Source organism: Amycolatopsis sp. NPDC051371 (assembly GCF_040682155.1).
Lineage (GTDB): Bacteria > Actinomycetota > Actinomycetes > Mycobacteriales > Pseudonocardiaceae > Amycolatopsis.
This window is the reverse complement of record NZ_JBFBAG010000012.1, coordinates 129,728-147,135: the sequence shown is the minus strand read 5'-3', so window position 1 is coordinate 147,135 and position 17,408 is coordinate 129,728. Positions and strand designations below refer to the sequence as shown.

General features: G+C 70.3%; 14 protein-coding genes. 10 read left to right on the top strand and 4 right to left on the bottom strand.

The window, feature by feature from the left end; genetic code table 11:
* The first annotated feature begins 66 nt into the window (after nt 1-66).
* The 3 genes from AB0M59_RS17500 (at nt 67) to AB0M59_RS17490 (ending at nt 4,969) form a co-directional block, all read left to right on the top strand.
* Entirely contained in the window at nt 67-2,169 is a 2,103-nt protein-coding gene (locus tag AB0M59_RS17500) for an EAL domain-containing protein (RefSeq protein WP_364615840.1), read from the top strand.
* 250 nt (nt 2,170-2,419) lie between these two features.
* Nucleotides 2,420-2,839 (top strand): hypothetical protein, encoded by a 420-nt coding sequence (locus AB0M59_RS17495; protein ID WP_364615837.1) that lies wholly within the window; start codon nt 2,420-2,422, stop codon nt 2,837-2,839.
* Nucleotides 2,840-2,869: 30 nt separating this feature from the next.
* The gene (locus tag AB0M59_RS17490) at nt 2,870-4,969 is read left to right on the top strand and encodes a (Fe-S)-binding protein (protein WP_364615834.1); all 2,100 of its coding nucleotides are present in this window, start codon (nt 2,870-2,872) and stop codon (nt 4,967-4,969) included.
* Between the two features lie 4 nt (nt 4,970-4,973).
* Here AB0M59_RS17490 and AB0M59_RS17485 read toward each other — a convergent pair whose 3' ends face one another.
* Entirely contained in the window at nt 4,974-6,476 is a 1,503-nt protein-coding gene (locus AB0M59_RS17485) for a CBS domain-containing protein (protein WP_364615831.1), read from the bottom strand.
* Between the two features lie 154 nt (nt 6,477-6,630).
* Here AB0M59_RS17485 and AB0M59_RS17480 point away from each other — a divergent pair, with 154 nt between their 5' ends.
* The 6 genes from AB0M59_RS17480 to AB0M59_RS17455 all read left to right on the top strand — a co-directional run bounded on the left by AB0M59_RS17480 (nt 6,631) and on the right by AB0M59_RS17455 (nt 12,990).
* A complete protein-coding gene (locus AB0M59_RS17480; RefSeq protein WP_364615828.1) occupies nt 6,631-7,206 on the top strand; it encodes an FHA domain-containing protein in 576 nt (191 codons plus the stop codon).
* A gap of 311 nt (nt 7,207-7,517) precedes the next feature.
* Nucleotides 7,518-8,822, top strand: coding sequence for a sugar ABC transporter substrate-binding protein (locus AB0M59_RS17475; RefSeq protein WP_364615825.1), 1,305 nt, complete (start codon nt 7,518-7,520; stop codon nt 8,820-8,822).
* Nucleotides 8,819-9,805: a sugar ABC transporter permease gene (locus AB0M59_RS17470; protein WP_364615822.1), complete on the top strand. Its 987-nt coding sequence runs from the start codon at nt 8,819-8,821 to the stop codon at nt 9,803-9,805. The genes AB0M59_RS17475 and AB0M59_RS17470 overlap by 4 nt, the downstream gene beginning before the upstream one ends.
* Nucleotides 9,802-10,632: a carbohydrate ABC transporter permease gene (locus AB0M59_RS17465; protein WP_364615819.1), complete on the top strand. Its 831-nt coding sequence runs from the start codon at nt 9,802-9,804 to the stop codon at nt 10,630-10,632. Before AB0M59_RS17470 ends, AB0M59_RS17465 begins: the two co-directional genes overlap by 4 nt.
* Before the next feature lie 3 nt (nt 10,633-10,635).
* On the top strand, nt 10,636-12,075 hold the full coding sequence (locus tag AB0M59_RS17460) for a glycoside hydrolase family 3 N-terminal domain-containing protein (RefSeq protein WP_364615816.1): 1,440 nt from the start codon (nt 10,636-10,638) through the stop codon (nt 12,073-12,075).
* Between the two features lie 144 nt (nt 12,076-12,219).
* A complete protein-coding gene (locus tag AB0M59_RS17455; protein ID WP_364615813.1) occupies nt 12,220-12,990 on the top strand; it encodes a hypothetical protein in 771 nt (256 codons plus the stop codon).
* A gap of 168 nt (nt 12,991-13,158) precedes the next feature.
* Here the strand turns inward: AB0M59_RS17455 and AB0M59_RS17450 are convergent, their stop codons facing one another.
* Nucleotides 13,159-13,689, bottom strand: coding sequence for a winged helix-turn-helix domain-containing protein (locus AB0M59_RS17450; RefSeq protein WP_364615810.1), 531 nt, complete (start codon nt 13,687-13,689; stop codon nt 13,159-13,161).
* Between the two features lie 75 nt (nt 13,690-13,764).
* On the opposite strand from AB0M59_RS17450, the gene AB0M59_RS17445 reads away from it, so the two are divergent.
* Nucleotides 13,765-14,973: an MFS transporter gene (locus AB0M59_RS17445; protein ID WP_364615807.1), complete on the top strand. Its 1,209-nt coding sequence runs from the start codon at nt 13,765-13,767 to the stop codon at nt 14,971-14,973.
* Here AB0M59_RS17445 and AB0M59_RS17440 read toward each other — a convergent pair.
* Both AB0M59_RS17440 and AB0M59_RS17435 read right to left on the bottom strand, forming a co-directional pair.
* On the bottom strand, nt 14,949-15,299 hold the full coding sequence (locus tag AB0M59_RS17440; protein WP_364615804.1) for an MmcQ/YjbR family DNA-binding protein: 351 nt from the start codon (nt 15,297-15,299) through the stop codon (nt 14,949-14,951). The genes AB0M59_RS17445 and AB0M59_RS17440 overlap by 25 nt on opposite strands.
* A 62-nt stretch (nt 15,300-15,361) precedes the next feature.
* Nucleotides 15,362-16,792, bottom strand: coding sequence for a DUF1996 domain-containing protein (locus AB0M59_RS17435; protein ID WP_364615801.1), 1,431 nt, complete (start codon nt 16,790-16,792; stop codon nt 15,362-15,364).
* Between the last annotated feature and the right edge of the window lie 616 nt (nt 16,793-17,408).

Below are 17,408 nucleotides of genomic sequence, written 5' to 3'. Positions count from 1 at the left end.
CGCAATTTCGCGCCAAGATATATCGGCTACCCGACCGGAGTGTGACTGGACCCAGGACAGGCTGAGGTGACTGCTCCCCATCCCCGCGGTGACGACCCGCGGAAGAAGCCGTCCGCCGAACGTGCGGCGAGACGGCTCGGCACTCTGGCGCGCAAGTGGGGCTACCTGATCAGCACGACCGCGTACCTGCCGCACACGCCCGAGGAGATCGAGCGCGAGCTGGCGGTGCTCGTCGGCCGGTTGTTCGAAGCGATCGCGAGCGATCCGCCGGAGCTCGAGGAAGCCGCGGCCGCGGGCGCGCGGCTCGTCGAGCTGCGCTGCGTCGGCGCGGACAGCCTGCGCCGCAGCCTGGAGGTGCTGGGCAAGGCCCTGCTGCGTGAGCCGGAGCTGCGCCGGGTCGACGGGCTGGCCGAGCGGGTCGTGCTGGTGCTCGGCGCGCTCAGCTCGGGCTACGGCGAGATGTTGCGCGAAGACATCCAGAAGCGTCAGGAAGGCCTGAGCCGGGCGTTGCTCAAGGTGGAGCAGGAAACCCGGCAGAAGCAGGTCATCACGCGCGCGCAGTTCGAAGAAGTGTTCGCCGGCTCGGCCAGCGGCGTCGCGCTCACCGAGCTGAACGGCCGCGTGCTGCGCGCCAACGCGGCGCTCGCCAAGACGCTCAACCGCACGCCGGCCGAGATCGCCGCGATGACCTTGTTCGACCTGGTTCACCCGGAGGAGGTCGAGGAGCTGCGGGAGGCTTACGCCGAGCTGGTGGCCGGCCGGCTGCACCGGCTGCGCGTCGGACGCCGCCTGGTCGGCAAGGACGGCGAGCCGATGTGGGCCACGTTCGCCGCGTCGGTGATCCGCGACGCGGTCGGCGCGCCCCGGCAGCTGATCACGATCGTCGACGACGACACCGAGGTGTCGCTGCTGCAGCGGCGGCTGTCCCACCAGGCCCTGCACGACGTGCTCACCGCGCTGCCGAACCGGCAGTTCTTCAGCACCCGCCTGGAGAACCTGCTGCGCGACGCCGACGCGTCGCGGGGCGTCACGCTCTTCCACCTCGACCTCGACGGCTTCTCGCAGATCACCGGCGGCCTCGGCCAGGACCTCGGCGACCGCGTGCTGCGCGGGGTCGCCGGGAAGCTGAAGGCGGTGTTCGAAGGCGAGAAGGCCCTCGTCGCGCGTCTCGGCGGTGACGAGTTCGGCGTGCTGGTGCAGAACACCGCGGACACGCCGGGTGTCCTGACGCTCGTCCGCCGGATCACCCACGAGCTGGCCGAGCCGGACTACGTGGACGGGACCCACGGCGTCGCGGTGTCGGCCAGCATCGGCGTCGTCCACCGGCCGCCGCGCGACATCACGCCGGCCGAGCTGCTGCGCGCATCGGACCTGACGCTGCGCCGCGTGCAGCGGGCCGGGAACCAGTGGGGCCTGTTCGACCGCGAGCTGGACCGCCGCGACCGCCACGACTTCGGGCTCGCCGCGGCGATGGCGGGTGCCTGGGAGAACGGCGAGATCGAGGTCGGCTACCGGCCGCTGGTGGCGGCGGCGGACGGCTCGGTGCAGGGCATCGAGGCGCGGCTGCGCTGGAACCACCCCACCGAAGGCCTGCTGCCACACGAAACGTGCGTGCGGCTGGCGGGGGAGACGGGCCTGGCGCTGCCGCTGGGCACGTGGCTCCTGCACACGGCGGTCGAGCAGGTCGCGGCGGCCGGCGTCGCCATGCCGCTGACCGTCGAGCTGACGGCGCACCAGGCCGCCGACCCGGAGCTGGTCGGCGAGATCCGCGGTGTGCTGGAGTCGACCGGCCTGTCGCCCGGCAACCTGCGGCCCGGCTTCCCGTCGCCGGCGCTGCTCGCGGACTCCGGCGACGCGGCCGACAACCTCAAGGTGCTGGCGGAAATCGGCGTGGACGCGGAGATCCACGGCTTCGGCGACGTCACGTGCCTCACCGAGTTCCCGGTGCGCGCGGTCCGCGTGGCGGCCCGGCTCGTGGAGCGCCGGGAGCACCCGCTGGTGGACCGATCGCTGACGGCGCTGGTCGAAGCGGCCCACCTGGCCGGCGCGGAGGTCGGCGTGACCGGGATCGAGCGCGCGGACCAGCGCGACTGGTGGCGAGACCGGGGCGCGGACCGGCTTTCGGGGCCGTTTTTCACGGAGGTTCCGGGCGGCTTGCCGTTCTGCTGAGCCGGCCGGTGCCTGTCTCGAGGCGCGGACAGCTCGTCGGTGTCGGGCGCACCCGACGCCACATCGGGTGCGCGAACGTCCGGATTCCGGACCGAACCGCCCGCTATACGGGCAGTAAGGTCATCCTGCTCCGATATTTACGCCGAATGGCGCAACACAACTAGACCATCCGGTCCTGTCGCGCGAAGTGACCTCCTCATTACCCTCCAGTAGATCAGTGGTGCCGATCACAGTCGCCGGAGGAGGCCCCATGGCGTCGCGCGTCCGAGGACCCGGCTCCGAAGATCGGCGCGAACTGCGGCTCAGGCACATCGCCGGCTGCCTCTCCTGCACCCTCAAGTGCGGGTACTGCGGCCTGCCCGTCCGGCTCACCGGGCGGGGCGACCACCCCGGCTACGGCGTGGTCGAAGAAGTCACCGGGGAACTGGTGCTGCTGCACCGGTTCTGCCGCGGCGCGCTCGGCCGCTGCGGTACGCGGGGGTGCGTGCTGCGGCGCGCCCACCTCGGCCGCGCGACCGAGCAGTACGAAACCGGCCGCCGCCGTCCCGGGCGCTACCAGCGCCTCGGCGTCCGGCGGTCGCCCGACCTCGATCTGTACCGGAAACACTGGCGGGTCGCGAAGATGCGGTACGCGTGCAAGGCGTGCCGCTACTACACCGGCTCGCACTGAGCCGTTCCTCGAAGTACGTCCGGAGGACTCGTGCTCGTTCGTCTCATCCTCGGTCTGCTCATGACGGTCGTCGGCCTCGCCGTCGCCGGCAAGCGGGTGGCCTTCCTGTACCGGCTGATCAAGGCCGGCCAGCCCGACACCAAGCGGTCGGACGACCTGGGCGCCCGCGTCTTCGCGCAGGTGCGCGAGGTGTTCGGCCAGCGCAAGCTCCTGAAGTGGTCCGTGCCCGGCCTGGCGCACTTCTTCACCTTCTGGGGCTTCGTGATCCTCGCGTCGGTGTACCTCGAGGCGTACGGCGCGCTCTTCGACGAGCGGTTCGCGATCCCGTGGATCGGCCACTGGGCGGTGCTCGGCTTCCTGCAGGACTTCATCGCCGTCATGGTGGCCGTCTCGCTGGGCGTTTTCACGGTGATCCGGATCCGGAACGCCCCCGAGCGCAAGGACCGCGCGTCGCGCTTCTACGGCTCGCACACCGGCGGCGCGTGGCTGATCCTCTTCATGATCTTCAACGTCGTCTGGACGATGTTCTTCTTCCGCGGCGCGTCGTCGGCGTCCGGCAACTTCCCGTACGACAACGGCGCGTACGTCTCGCTCGGCGTCGGGAACCTCCTGGAGCCGCTCGGGCACTCGACGACCGAGGTGCTCGAGACGGTCGGCCTGATGCTGCACATCGGCGTCATGCTGGTGTTCCTGTCGATCGTGCTCTACTCCAAGCACCTGCACATCTTCGTGGCGCCGATCAACGTCTCGGCGAAGCGGCTGCCGGACGGCCTCGGCCCGCTGCTGCCGATGGAGTCCGGCGGCAAGCCGATCGACTTCGAGGACCCGGGAGAGGACGACACGTTCGGCCGCGGCAAGATCGGCGACTTCACGTGGAAGGGCATGCTCGACTTCGCCACGTGCACCGAGTGCGGCCGCTGCCAGTCGCAGTGCCCGGCGTGGAACACCGGGAAGCCGTTGTCGCCCAAGCTCGTCATCATGAACCTGCGCGACAACCTGTTCGAGGAGGCGCCCTACATCCTCGCGGGCACCGACCACGAGGAGGCGCGCCCGCTGGTCGGCCCGGAGGCCGACGGCGGCGTCATCGACCCGGACGTCCTCTGGTCCTGCACCACCTGCGGCGCGTGCGTCGAGCAGTGCCCGGTGGACATCGAGCACGTCGACCACATCGTCGACATGCGCCGCTACCAGGTGATGATCGAGTCGGCGTTCCCGACCGAGCTGGGCGGGCTGTTCAAGAACCTGGAGACCAAGGGCAACCCCTGGGGCCAGAACAACTCCGAGCGCCTCGCCTGGACGAAGGACCTGGACTTCGACGTCCCGGTGTTCGACGGCGAGCTCGCGGAGGACGTCGAATACGTCTACTGGGTCGGCTGCGCGGGCGCGTTCGACGACCAGGCGCGCAAGACGGTCCGCGCCACGGCCGAATTGCTGCACATCGCGGGCGTGAAGTACGTGGTGCTCGGCAAGGAGGAGTCGTGCACGGGCGACCCGGCGCGGCGCGCGGGCAACGAGTTCCTCTTCCAGATGATGGCCCAGCAGACGGCGGAGACGCTCAACGCGGTGTTCGAGGGCCGCGAGCCGAAGCTGCGCAAGATCGTCACGACCTGCCCGCACTGCCTCAACACGCTGGGCCGCGAGTACCCGGACCTGGACGGGCACTACGAGGTCGTCCACCACACGCAGCTGCTCAACCGCCTGGTGCGCGGCGGTCAGCTGACGCCGGTGAAGGCGGTCGAGGACGGTCCGAAGGTGACCTACCACGACCCGTGCTACCTCGGGCGCCACAACAAGGTCTACACCCCGCCCCGCGAACTGGTGGGTGCGACGGGCGCGACCTTGGAGGAGATGCCCCGCCACGCGGACCGGGCGCTGTGCTGCGGCGCGGGAGGCGCCCGCATGTGGATGGAGGAGCAGATCGGCAAGCGCATCAACCTCGAGCGCGTGGACGAGGCGATCGCGACCGACGCGGAGACGATCGTGACCGGCTGCCCGTTCTGCCGGGTGATGCTGACCGACGGGCTGGTGCAGCGGCAGAGTGAGCAGAAGGCGGAGAACGTCGATGTGCGGGACGTAGCTCAGCTGCTGCTGGAGCGGGTGAAGGCTCCGGAGGCGGCGCCCAAGCCTTGAGCGGCTAGGACTGGTCGACGGCTTTGATCGTCGCGCAGAACCCTTCGATGGCGAGGAGGTCGTCTTCCGGGACCTCCTCGCCGGAGAAGTGCATCAGGTCGTTGCGGATGTTCTTCGCCTTCGTGAGGAGGTCGAGGAACGTCTCGTGGTCGAGCGGCCAGTTCAGCAGCTCGAACCGCTCCGGGGGCTCGAGCATGCGGACGTAGCTGCCGAAAGTCGGGTTGCTCGCCCACTTCGGCGTCGCCTTCTCGATCACTTCCTCGGGCAGGCAGGGTCGGGTGTGCCGGCGAATCCGCAGTTCCGCCTCCTCCAGCAGGGAAAACGGCCGCGCGAGCGTGCCGAACTGACGGGCGAGGTCGTTGGCCGTCACGATGCCGATGAGCTTCCGGCGATCCTCTCCCCGGACGAAGACGTACCCGCGTCGGTAGATCTCGTCGATCTGCGCGAAGAGCTCGTCGTCGAAGTCGATGACCCGGACCTGGGTGGTGGCGTCCCGCAGGGTCGGCTCGGGGTTCGTCAGGCGCGCCTTGCCGATCGACTCCCAGCTGACCGCACCGACCGGGAACCCGTCCTCGTCGGTGACCGCCAGCTGGGAGTAGTTCTTGGCCAGCATGAGCGTCACCGCGGTGGCGAGCGGCTTCCCGGCCGTGACGGCCTCGATGGTGGGGTCGTCCGGCAGGACCGCGCGCACCATCCACTTGGCCGGGAGGTCGTCCAGCGCCTCGACCTCGGCGGGATCCAGCTCCGAGCCCGCCGTGCCCGGCTCGTCGGCGAGCGGGACCAGCTCGACGACCGCGTCCATCCGGGCCGAGGTGAACGGTGGCTTGGTCGTGACTCCGTGCTCGGCCAGCTCCGACTGAACGGTCACCAGCGAGGTCGCGGTCCGCCGCCGGTAAGCCCACAGGGACAGCAGGTTCCGGACGGTCAGCTTCACCGGCGCCGCACCGGTTTCGACGGCTTCCCACAGGTCGGCCCGGGTCGCGTCGGGATCGAGGTTCGCCGAAGCGTGCCGCCAGCCCGGGTCCGGCCGCCCGGCCGCGATGTCGCCGATCCGCCGGGCGGCCTCGTGCCGGCTCAGCCGGCAGACCGTGAGCAGGGAACCGAGACTGCCGCGCAGGTCGGGGCCGAACTCACCGGGGTCGATGCCGGTCCGGAGCCACCGGACGGGCCGGGCGTGCCGGCAGTCCGGGGTCGCGTCGGGGCGGTAGTGGTACGACCCGGTGACCTCGCCGATGGCGAACTGCCGCACGTTCTTGAGCGGCATGACCACGAGGTCGCCCTCGCTCATCTCCCGGTAGAAGCGCCACAGCTGCCCGGCCCAGTTCCCGATCACGGAGGCGGACCGCTGCGGGTAGTGCTCCCGGAGCCCCGTCTTGAGTGCTTCCTTGTCGTCGAACCGGCCGAGCGCGGGAACGCCGCCCCAGCCGACGATCGCGAGACCTTCGGCGAGGGCTTCCTGGTCGCGCTCGCCTTGCCTGCCGGCGCGGACTTGCCAAGCTGACTTCATCGTTCTCCCGGTTCCCTGGGGCACCGAACTGGCCCACGCACCCCAGTCGGTCGAGGGACGGTGATCGTCGCCCGAACCCGGCCGGTTCACCCGTTCGCCGCGCATCTTCACGCCGCGGTGTGACTCTGTCCGGAGTCGGACGTGGGGAGGGGCGATGGGACACCGAGCGACGATCGAGACCCTGGAAGGAGCCGTAGCGCGGCTGGACGTGCGGCGAGGCTCGTGGCTGGTCGGCCGCGTGCCCGAGGCGGACCTCAAGCTCCACTCCGACCGGGTGAGCCCGCGCCACGCCTGGCTCCGGCGCGACGCACGCGGCACCTGGGTGTCCGACGCCGGCTCGCGCGCCGGCACGCTCGTCAACGGCGAGGCTCTGGCGCCGCGACAGGCGCGGCTGCTGCACGACGGTGACCGCGTGTCCTTCGGGCCCATCACCGCCGTCTACACGGACGTCGGCGCGGCCGGTGACGATCGGCCGGTGTTCGCCGTGGTTCCCGCTGAGCGGACCGGCACGTCCGCGCTGGTGCTCGGCCCGGTCCTGTTCGTGACCGGGTTCGCGCTCGGGGCGGTGCGGGTGCTCCGGCACTTCGACATCGGGCCGGAGCTCGGTGTCGCGCTGCTGGTCGTCGGCCTGTGCGTGACGGTGCTCGGACTCGTGCTGGCACGCCGGCGAAAGGCGCGCCCGCGCCGTCCGTCGGCCATCCGAGGTAAAGGCGGCACCGCCGAACGGTGAAAACCGCCGCCCTGGGGATGCTTCCCCGGGGCGGTTTTCGTTGCGCCGTCCGGGTGGCCGTGCGGTGAATCCCGCGTGGCCACCGGTGAAAAACGTTCCGGACACCCTCCTATTCGGACGACTTCCCCCGCAGGTCGCGGCGAGGCCGGTGACCGTCCGGCTACTCCGCGTCAGACTCCCCGGTGGGTTTACAACGTTCCGGCAACCGCCTTGACAGGGCCTGTGGTACGTACCACTCTAACCCCAACATTGGTCTACACCATTTGGGGAGTCCGGCCGCTTCCGGCCGGGCATCGAAAGGACGGCATCGAGTGAAACGCTGGCTCAAGCTGGCGGCGGGCGCCGCCGCACTCACCCTCGCGACCGCGGGCTGCGCGGGTTCCAGCGGCACGGACACCGCCGCTTCGTCGAGCGGTGCTCCCGCGCAGATCACCGGCGACGTCACGGTCTGGCTGATGACCGGGTCCGCGCCGAGCACCCTGACCGACGCGCTCAACAAGGAGTTCGAGGCCGCGCACCCCGGCGTCAAGGTCAAGTACGAAATCCAGCAGTGGGACGGCATCCAGCAGAAGCTGACCACCGCGCTGGCCGGCGGCACCCCGCCTGACGTCATCGAGATCGGCAACACGCAGACCGCCGCGTTCGCCGCGCAGGAGGGCGTGCTGACCGACCTGTCCGGTGACAAGGACAGCTTCAACGGCGCGCAGTGGCTGAAGGGTCTCGCGGACTCCGGCACCTACGAGGGCAAGACCTACGGCGTCCCGTTCTACGCGGCCAACCGTGAGGTCATCTACCGCAAGGACATGTTCGAGCAGGCGGGCATCACCAAGGCGCCGACGTCGAACGACGAGTGGATCGACGCGATCACCAAGCTGAAGACGAAGTTCGGGTCCGACCCCGACTTCCAGCCCTTGTACATGCCGGGCCAGAACTGGTACGCGCTGCTGTCGTTTATCTGGGACAACGGCGGGGACATCGCCCAGCCCGACGGCAAGAAGTTCAAGGCGACGCTGGACAGCGCCGGCGCGAAGGCGGGCCTGGACTTCTACAAGAAGCTCGTCGACACCTCCGGCACCAAGGCGCCGAAGGACGCCGACGAGGCCAAGCCGCAGCAGGCGACCGTCTACGGCGGCGGCAAGGTGGCCATGATGATCGGTCTCCCGTGGGAGCTGCCGACGGCCGCCAAGACGGACCCGAGCCTGACCGCCAAGACCGGCGCGTTCGCGATTCCGAGCAAGACCGCCGGCCAGAGCGCCCCGGTCTTCCTGGGCGGCTCGAACCTGGCGATTCCGGCCAACAGCAAGAACGCGGCCGCCGCCAAGGAGTACATCAAGCTGCTCTCCAGCCCGAAGTACCAGAGCCAGCTCGCCGCCGCCGGCGTCGTGCCCGGCACGTCGACCGACCTCACCGGCCTGGACAAGGACCCGCTGGGCAGCGTGATGGCGAAGGCCTCCACCAACGGCAAGGCCGTGCCGGCCAGCCCGCAGTGGGGTGACGTGGAGTCCGGCCAGAACCCGGTCAAGGACATGCTGACCGCGTACCTGACCGGCAAGAAGACGCTCGACCAGGCGACCGCCGACGCCAACGCAGCGCTGAACAAGCTCATCGGCGGATGACAGCGACCGCCAATGTGACGATGCCGGCGGGGGCGACCCCGCCGGCATCGCCGCGCGACACGCGGGCCAAGAAGCGCAGGCGGGGTCGGTTCGGCGACCGGGTGCTCCCGTACCTGCTGCTGCTTCCCGCGCTCGCCGCGATCCTGGTCCTGCTCGCCTGGCCGCTGGTCCAGGTGCTCGCGATCAGCTTCCGCAAGCTCGACATCGGCCAGCTGGTCTCCGGCAAGACCGTCTGGATCGGGTTCGACAACTACACGAACACGCTCTCGGATCCGGAGTTCTGGACGGTCACCTTCCGGACCCTGGTCTTCACCGCCGCCATCGTGGCCGCCACCATCCTCGGCGGCCTGCTGCTGGCGGTGCTCATGCGCCACCTAGGCCCGGTCGTGCGGGTCATCGTGCAGGTCACGCTGGTGCTGGCCTGGGCGACGCCGGTGATCGCTACGACCACCGTGTTCCAGTGGATCTTCGACGAGCAGTACGGGATCCTCAACAAGACCCTCGACCGGCTCGGCTTCCACGGCTTCATCGGCTTCTCGTGGTTCTCGAGTGGTGCGAGCACGCTGTCGGTGATCGGGCTGCTCATCGTGTGGCAGGCCGTGCCGTTCGTGACGTTCTCGCTGTACGCGGGCATCATCGGCGTCTCGCGCGAGCAGTACGAGGCCGCCGGCATCGACGGCGCCAGCGCGTGGCAGACGTTCCGCGCGGTCACCTGGCCCGCGATCAAGCCGATCACCACCATGGTCACCTTCCTGTCCGTGCTGTGGGACTTCAACGCGTTCGCCCAGATCTGGGCGATCCGCGAAGGCGGCCCCGACGGCGGAAGCACCACCCTGGCCGTCGTGCTCTACCTCAAGGGCATCGCGGGCAACCACTTCGGCGCGGCGGCCGCGATCGCGACGCTGATGCTGATCGTGCTCGCGCTCATCACGGGCCGGTACATCCAGCTGCTCACCCGGACCCGGGAAGGTGATCTGTCGTGAAGAAGTCGCTCTCGCAGCGGATCGTGCTCTCGGTGGTCGGCGTGCTCGTGGCACTGGCGATCGTCTTCCCGACGTACTGGATGTTCGTCACGTCGCTGCGGACGCCCGGCGAGATCCTGTCGCCGAAGTACGACCTGATCCCGACGTCCTTCTCGTTCGGCAACTTCGCCACGGCGCTGGGCAAGGACAACTTCCCGACCTACCTGATGAACAGCCTGATCGTCACGGTCGGCTCGGTGCTGTGCGCGCTGGTCGCGGGCACCCTGGCGGCGATCCCGCTGTCGCGGCTGCGCTTCACCGGCCGCAAGGGCTTCCTCGTGCTGGTCATGGTGGCGCAGCTGGCGCCGGTGTCGGCGCTGTTCATCCCGCTGTTCCTGCTCATGCGGGACGCCGGGCTGCTCAACACGCTGCCGTCGCTGCTGCTGATCTACTTCGCCACCACGCTGCCGTTCACGGTCTGGATGCTCTACGGCTTCGTCAACGGGATCCCGTACGAGCTGGAAGAAGCCGCGATGATCGACGGCTGCAGCCAGACCGGCGCGTTCCGCCGGGTGACGCTGCCGCTGCTCGGGCCCGGGCTGGTCACCACCTCGGTGTTCAGCTTCATCACCGCGTGGAACGAGTACCTGTTCGCCCTGGTGTTCATCCGGGACAAGCCGAAGGAGACGCTGCCGGTGTGGCTGGCGTCCTTCCGCACGGCGTTCGCCACCGACTGGGGCGGCGTCATGGCCGCGTCGGTCATCTACGCGATCCCGGCGCTGGTGTTCTTCCTGCTCGTGCAACGCAAGCTCGTGTCCGGCGCGACCGCCGGCGCCGTGAAGGGGTAGCGGTTGACCACACCGGAGAAGCTCGCCGAGGCCGTCCTCCTGCCCGGGTTCGCCGGGACCACCGCGCCGGACTGGCTGCGCCGCCGGATCGCCGGCGGCCTGGGCGGGGTGGTGCTGTTCGGCCGCAACGTCGTCGACGACGAGCAGGTCGCCGCGCTCACCGCGCAGCTGCGGGGCGAGCGGGACGGCGTCGTGGTCGGCATCGACGAAGAAGGTGGCGACGTCACCCGCCTCGACGTCAACACCGGGTCGTTCGTGCCGGGCCCGCTGGCCCTCGGCGCGGCCGACGACCCGGAGCTGACCACGGCGGTCGCCGCCGCGCTCGGCGAACGGCTGGCTGCCTGCGGCGTGACGCTGAACCTCGCGCCGTGCGCGGACCTGACCCTGGCGGCCGAGGACCCGATCATCGGCGTCCGGGCGTTCGGGTCCGACCCGGCGAAGGCGTCGCCGCACGTCGCGGCCTACGTGACCGGCCTGCAGAAGTACGGCGTCGCGGCGTGCGCGAAGCACTTCCCGGGCCACGGCGCGGCGACCGAGGACTCGCACGTCGCGCTGCCGGTGCTGCCGCGCACGGTCGAAGAGCTGCGGGAGATCGAGCTGGTCCCGTTCACCGCGGCGATCCGGGCCGGGGTGCGCTCGGTGATGACGGGCCACCTCGTCGTGCGGGCCTGGGGCGACGAGCCGGCCACGCTCAACCGCGTGGCGCTCACCGACGTCCTGCGCGGCGAACTCGGCTTCACCGGCGCGGTGATCACCGACGCCCTGGAGATGGGTGCGGTTTCGGGCGCGTACGGCAAGCACGACGGCCTCGGCCGCTCGGCCGTGCGGGCTCTGGCCGCGGGCGCGGACGCGCTCTGCCTCGGCGGCGCGGCGTTCGAGGCCGAGCACCTGGACGCGTGCGTCGCGGCGATCGTGGCCGCGGTCGCGGCGGGGGAGCTGCCCCTGGAACGGCTCGAGGAGGCGGCGTCACGGACGGCGGCGCTGGGCACCGACCCGGCGCCGGCGACGGTCGGCCCGGTCGACCGGCGGCTCGGCCTCGAAGCGGCTCGCAAGGCACTCCGCGTCCGGGGTGACGTGCGGCTGGACGGGCCGCCGCTCGTGGTCGACGTCCAGACCGAGCCGACCATCGCGGCGGGCCCAATGCCGTGGGGCCTCGGCGCGCACCTGGCCGAGCTGGTGCCGGGGACGCGGACGCTCACGGCGACGCCGGACGACGCCGACGTGATCCTCGAAGCGGCCCGGGACTTCCGGAGCGTCGTCGTGGTCACCCGGGAGGCGCACCGGCACCCGCGGGTACGTGAGCTGCTGGCCACTTTGTCCACTGTGGACTTCATCCGGGTGGAGACCGGCGTGCCGGGACCCGCGGACGGTGACGGCCCGCGGATCGACACGTTCAGCGGCTCCTACGTCAGCCTGCGCGCGGCGGCCGAGTACCTGGCCTGAGTTCTTCCTGGTGAAGCCCCGCCGGTGTTTCCGGCGGGGCTTCGTCCTTTTTGCCGTATCTCCAGCCGCCGGTTCCGGTTTTGTACGGGGCTTGTATCGCCGGCCGTCACTCTGTCGGCACACCAGCAAACGGAGGACGGACAAATGAGAATTCGGATCGGGAAGCGGGCGGCCGGCGTGGTCGGCATCGCCGCGGCGATCGTGCTCGTCGGCGCCACCCCGGCCCTGGCGGCCACGGGCACCGTGCACACCGACTCGGGCGCGCCGCTGACCGTGCGCTCGGCCCCGAGCACCGGCGGGGGCTCGGCCGGCACGGTCGCCGACGGCACCGCCGTGGACATCGACTGCCAGACCACCGGCGAGACGGTCACCGGCAAGTACGGCACCAGCAACATCTGGGACCACGTGCCGGGCGGCTACATCACCGACACCTACGTCTACACCGGCTCCGACGGCCGGATCGCGCCGGACTGCACGGACGTGCCGACCCCGCCCGCCGCGACCTGCTCGACCTCCGGGCTGGGCGACGCGAACACCTGCGCCCAGGCGGTCACGAAGGCGAAGTCGCGGATCCACACGAACAACGACCCCGCCTACGACGGGTGGTGCGACCGCATCAACGCGCAGAACTACGGCTTCAGCGCGAGCGGCTCGACCACCGCCTACGTGCACTGGACGCAGATCCCCAGCGCGTACAAGCACGCGAACAGCACCGACGTCCCGGCGGGCGGCCTGGCGTTCTTCTCCAACGGCGGCTCGGGCCACACGATGATCTCCATCGGCGGCGGCAAGTTCCTGTCGAACGACATCAACGGCGCGGGCACGTACACCGAGACGACGATCGCGCAGATCAAGAGCAAGTGGGGCCAGACCTACCTCGGCTGGTCTCAGCCGTGGTTCAAGGTGAACCACTGACGCGGTGACCGGGTGCGGGTCTCGCCGGCCCTGGGGGCGGCGAGACCCGCGCAGCGTGGGGAAAGATCCCCGGCCACCATCCCCGGCCGGGGCGAGCCGTGAAGGGCACATTCAGGGACTTCAAGTCTCTCGATGTGCCCTTCACGGCTTTCTTGCACTGCTGCCGCGTCAGCCTTCGCGCTTCACGTGGTGGAGCACGAAGATCCCGCCCACCGCCGGCCGATCGGACCGCTCGTGGTCGGTCGCCACGTACTCGTCCAGCACCGCGAGGATCCGGCGGTCCAGCTCCTCGATCTCGTCGGGGGAGAGGTGCAGGAGGAACTTCTCGTGCACCGCCACCGACTCGGGCCCCGCCGCCCGGACCTCCTCCTGGAAGATCTCGATCGGCGCGAACCGCGTCTCGGCGTCGGCGTCGGCCAGGGGGCCGTCGAGCCACCACGTCTCGTTGTTCGACTTGTACGGCTTCTCCAGCGCGCCGCTCGACCCCGTGCGGACCGGGGCCGGTTCCAGCAGACCCGCCGACACCAGCTGGCGCACGTGGTGCAGGACCGTGCCGGGGTCGCGGTCGAGGCGGTCGGCCAGTTGCTTGTTCGTCAGCTCCTCGACCAGGCACATCCGCATGATGCGCAGCCGCAGCGGGTGGCCGAGGGCCTTGGCCTCCGCCGGCGTCGCCGGGCGCCGGCGGCGGGGTTCCGTCATGAGCGGAGCGTAGTCCATCGATGGAATCGAGTCACATCGATGGAGAAAAGCCCATCGATGTGCAACCCTCCATCCATGAACCCCGTGTTCTGGCGGCTGTGGTCCGCGGCCGGCCTGTCCAGCCTCGCCGACGGCGTCCTCAAGGTCGCGTTGCCGCTGGTCGCGGTCGGCTACACCCGCGAACCGGCGCTCATCGCCGGGCTCGCCTTCGCCTTCAGCGTTCCGTGGCTGCTGCTCGCGCTGCCCGCCGGCGCGCTGGTCGACCGGCTCGACCGCCGCCGCGCGATGTTCGCGGCCAACCTCGTGCGGGGTGGGCTGCTCGCCGGCGTCACGCTGCTGACCGTCTTCGGCGGGGGATCTATCTGGGCGCTGTACGTCGTGGCCGTGGGCGTCGGGTGCGCCGAGACGGTCTACGACACCGCGGCGCAGTCGATCGTCCCGCAGGTCGTCGAGCGCGCGCAGCTGGCCCGCGCCAACGGCCGGATGTTCGCCGCCGAGCAGACGGCCAACGAGTTCGCCGGCCCGCCGCTGGCCGGATTGCTGGCCGCGGCCGGCGTCATCGCCGCGCTCGTCACGCCGGTGGCGCTGTGGGCCGTCGCCGTCGCGGCCCTGCTGCTCGTGCGCGGCGAGTACCGGGTCCCGCGCGAAAAGCACACCACCCTGCGCGCGGACATCGCCGAAGGGCTGCGTTTCCTCGCTCACCACAGGGTGTTGCGGACGTTCTCGGTCATGACCGGCACGTTCAACTTCGCCACCGGCGCGACCTTCGCCGTCCTTGTCCTCTACGCGGTGGGCCCGGGCTCGGCGATGGGCCTGACCGCGCCGGCCTTCGGGCTGCTGATGGCCACCAGCGCGGCCGGTGGCCTGGCCGGGTCGCTGCTCGCCGAAGCGGTGGAACGCCGGCTGGGCCGCGTCCGCGCGCTGTGGGTGTCCTGGCCGGTCGGGGGTGTCGGCGTCGGTGCGCTCGCCCTGACGGCGAACCCGTACGTGGCCGGGGCGGCCTTCTTCGTCGGCGGCGTGGGCATCCTGGTGTCGAACGTGGTGATGGTGTCGCTGCGCCAGCAGCTCACGCCCGACCGCCTGCTCGGGCGGCTCAACAGCAGCCACCGGCTCGTCGCGTGGGGCACGAAGTCGCTCGGCGCCCTGGCCGGCGGGGCGATCGCCCAGGCCTTCGGGCTGCGGGCGGTGTTCGTGGTGATGGCCGTGCTGGCCTTCGCCGTCGTGGCCGGGCTCCGCGTGGTGACCGAGGAAGCGCTCGATCAGGGCAAGTGGGTCTCCGCATAGGCGGCCCAGACCTTCTTCGGCACGCACATCCGCCACGCGTCCAGGACGAGTTCGCGCATTTCGTCGGCGTCGATCGCCGCGAGGCGGCAGCGCACCCACTGGTAGCGCAGGTCCGCCGGCTCCGGCATCAGGAACTTCTCCGGTTCGCCTGTCACGAGCGCTTCCCGCTGGTCACGGGGATACCCGAACCCCAGCTCGGTCTCGTCCCGCGACAGGGCGGCGAACACGATCTGCCCGACCCGGAACTTGGCCCGGTCACGCACGTACGCCTCGTAGGCGCGGGGGAGTGTCAGGGCGAACGCGCGGACTTCGTCACCGGTGACCATGCCGGTCATTCAACCGCAGAAACCGGCGGCGCAGGGGTGCGCCGCCGGTTTCCGCGGGAAAGTCAGGCCCGGCAGGTCTTGCCGCGGTTCACGCAGTTGACCAGCCCGTTCATGATCCGCTGCGACATCACGTTCGCGAAGTCGTCGTGGTCGGAGCCCGGGTTGTGCTTCTCCTGCGGGAAAGCGTCCACTTTGTACTGCTTCTTGACCTGGATGTCGTGCGGGATGTCGTAGGTCAGTGTGATCTGCAGCTGCGGGACGGCCTTGAACCCCTTGGCACACCGGCCGGACTGGTCCGGGAACACGATGTGCGTGCGGTGGTTCGTGCTGTCGGTGTTCTTCCCGTCCCAGCAGCTCGGGAACGTGTGGATCCGCTTGACCTTGCTGTTCTGCGGGCAGATCGGGTACTTGTCCGTGACGCGGTTCTCGAACCCGCTGCACGTCCAGCTCGCGCGGGCATTGGCCGGCCCGTTGGTCGAGACCTTCGCGTCGCCGTAGAGCACGCGCAGGAACTTCGGCATCGCCACGACCTTGCCCACCGGGCTGCCGCGGAAGGTGATCTGCACCTTCTGCGGGCGCAGGATCTTGCCGTCGTTGCCGGGCAGCTCGTTGTTCTCGTCCTGCCCGGGCAGCGCGCCGCCCGCGGTGCTGCTCGGCGGCGGGGTGGGCGTCCCGGTGTCCTTGCCCGGCTTCGGCGCGCACGGCGCGAGCCCGCCGAGGTCCTTCGGCTTCGGCGCGAAGCGGGCGATGATGGTGGCGATCCGCTCGAGGATCGCGGCGCGCCGGTCCTTCAGCGGGTTCAGGATCGCGTTCTGCACGAAGTTCGCGCCGCCCTGGCCCTGCGTCTGCGCGACGCGCTGATTGGCCTCGTCGGTCTGCGTGTCGAGCTGGTCGAGGTTGCTGTCGACCTCGGCCATGGCCTGGTCGGGGACGTCGGTGAGCTTGCTCGCGACGTCGGGGCACGCGACCTGGACGGTCTTGGCCTCCTGGTCGGCCTGCGCGCGGTCGCCGTCCGGCGCCTTCGCGGGCTCGTTCTTCTCTTCCTCGCCGGTGTCGATGCGGACGACGGGCCAGAAGTAGGCCGACTTGTCGCCGTTGCGGCACGTGGTGCCGGCCTTGGCGAGGCTCTTGTTGTTCGAGTCGGCGTTCGTCGAGAGGTTGCCGACATAGTCGTGCAGGTGCTGGGCGCCGTTGCGGACGCCGGGCTGCGCGATGAAGTTGTCGGGGTTGAAGTGGCCGTTCTCGTTGCGGCCGCAGTCGACGGTGAACGTGCCGGTCGACGCGCCGTAGACCGGCCGCGGGTCGAACTGGTTCGGCTGCACCTTGAGGATGTCGACGAAGAAGGCGGGGTTGGCCTCGTCGGCGCTCGCTTCACCGGTGTTGCCGGTGGTCGTCGCGACGACGATGCCGCCCACCGCGATCGCGAGAGCCAGGCCGCCGGTCGCGATCTTCGTTCTGCGGGAAATGCGATGGCGCCCTTGGGTGCTGGACATGGGTGGATCCTCCGGGGTGTCGGGCTGGCGGGAGTGCGCGACACTGGCGGTTACGAGCCCAGGCTCGTGCTCACCAGGCTTGTGTCTTTTCAAGCGGCGTCGGCGGGACGGGACGATTCCCAGGCCGGCCACCGACCCGACATCGGTGGGTGCGCGGCCACCTGCCCGTGGCCACGCCGTCAACCGGCTGGTTATCGTTCCGTGATGGAAGCTACACCGGGGTTTGACACCGGGCAAGAAGGAATTCGCGGCAATTACGAACCGTCAGGCCGGGGTTCCGTTTCCGTAGTCACGGGCGACCCGCGAAATGGGGTCGGGAATCGACGAAGAATGGCGTACGCGAAAAACGCGGGCGCGACGGCCCGCAACTGGATCACGCTGGGTTGCCGCGCGTGTCCCTCTCCGGCGTACTCGGGTGTGCGGTCATCCTGGGCCGCTGACCGGGGCGTTGTCCAGCTTCGGCGGGTGTGGCGAAAAACTTTGAACCGATCCGAACCCGCATCCGTATCCCTGAGTGAGACCCGCCGAATGCCCGCTGGCCGAATGCCGCCCGGCGCGGCAGAATCCGTGCCCATGGCACGGTAGGAGAACCCAGTTCGGCCCGGACATCACATTC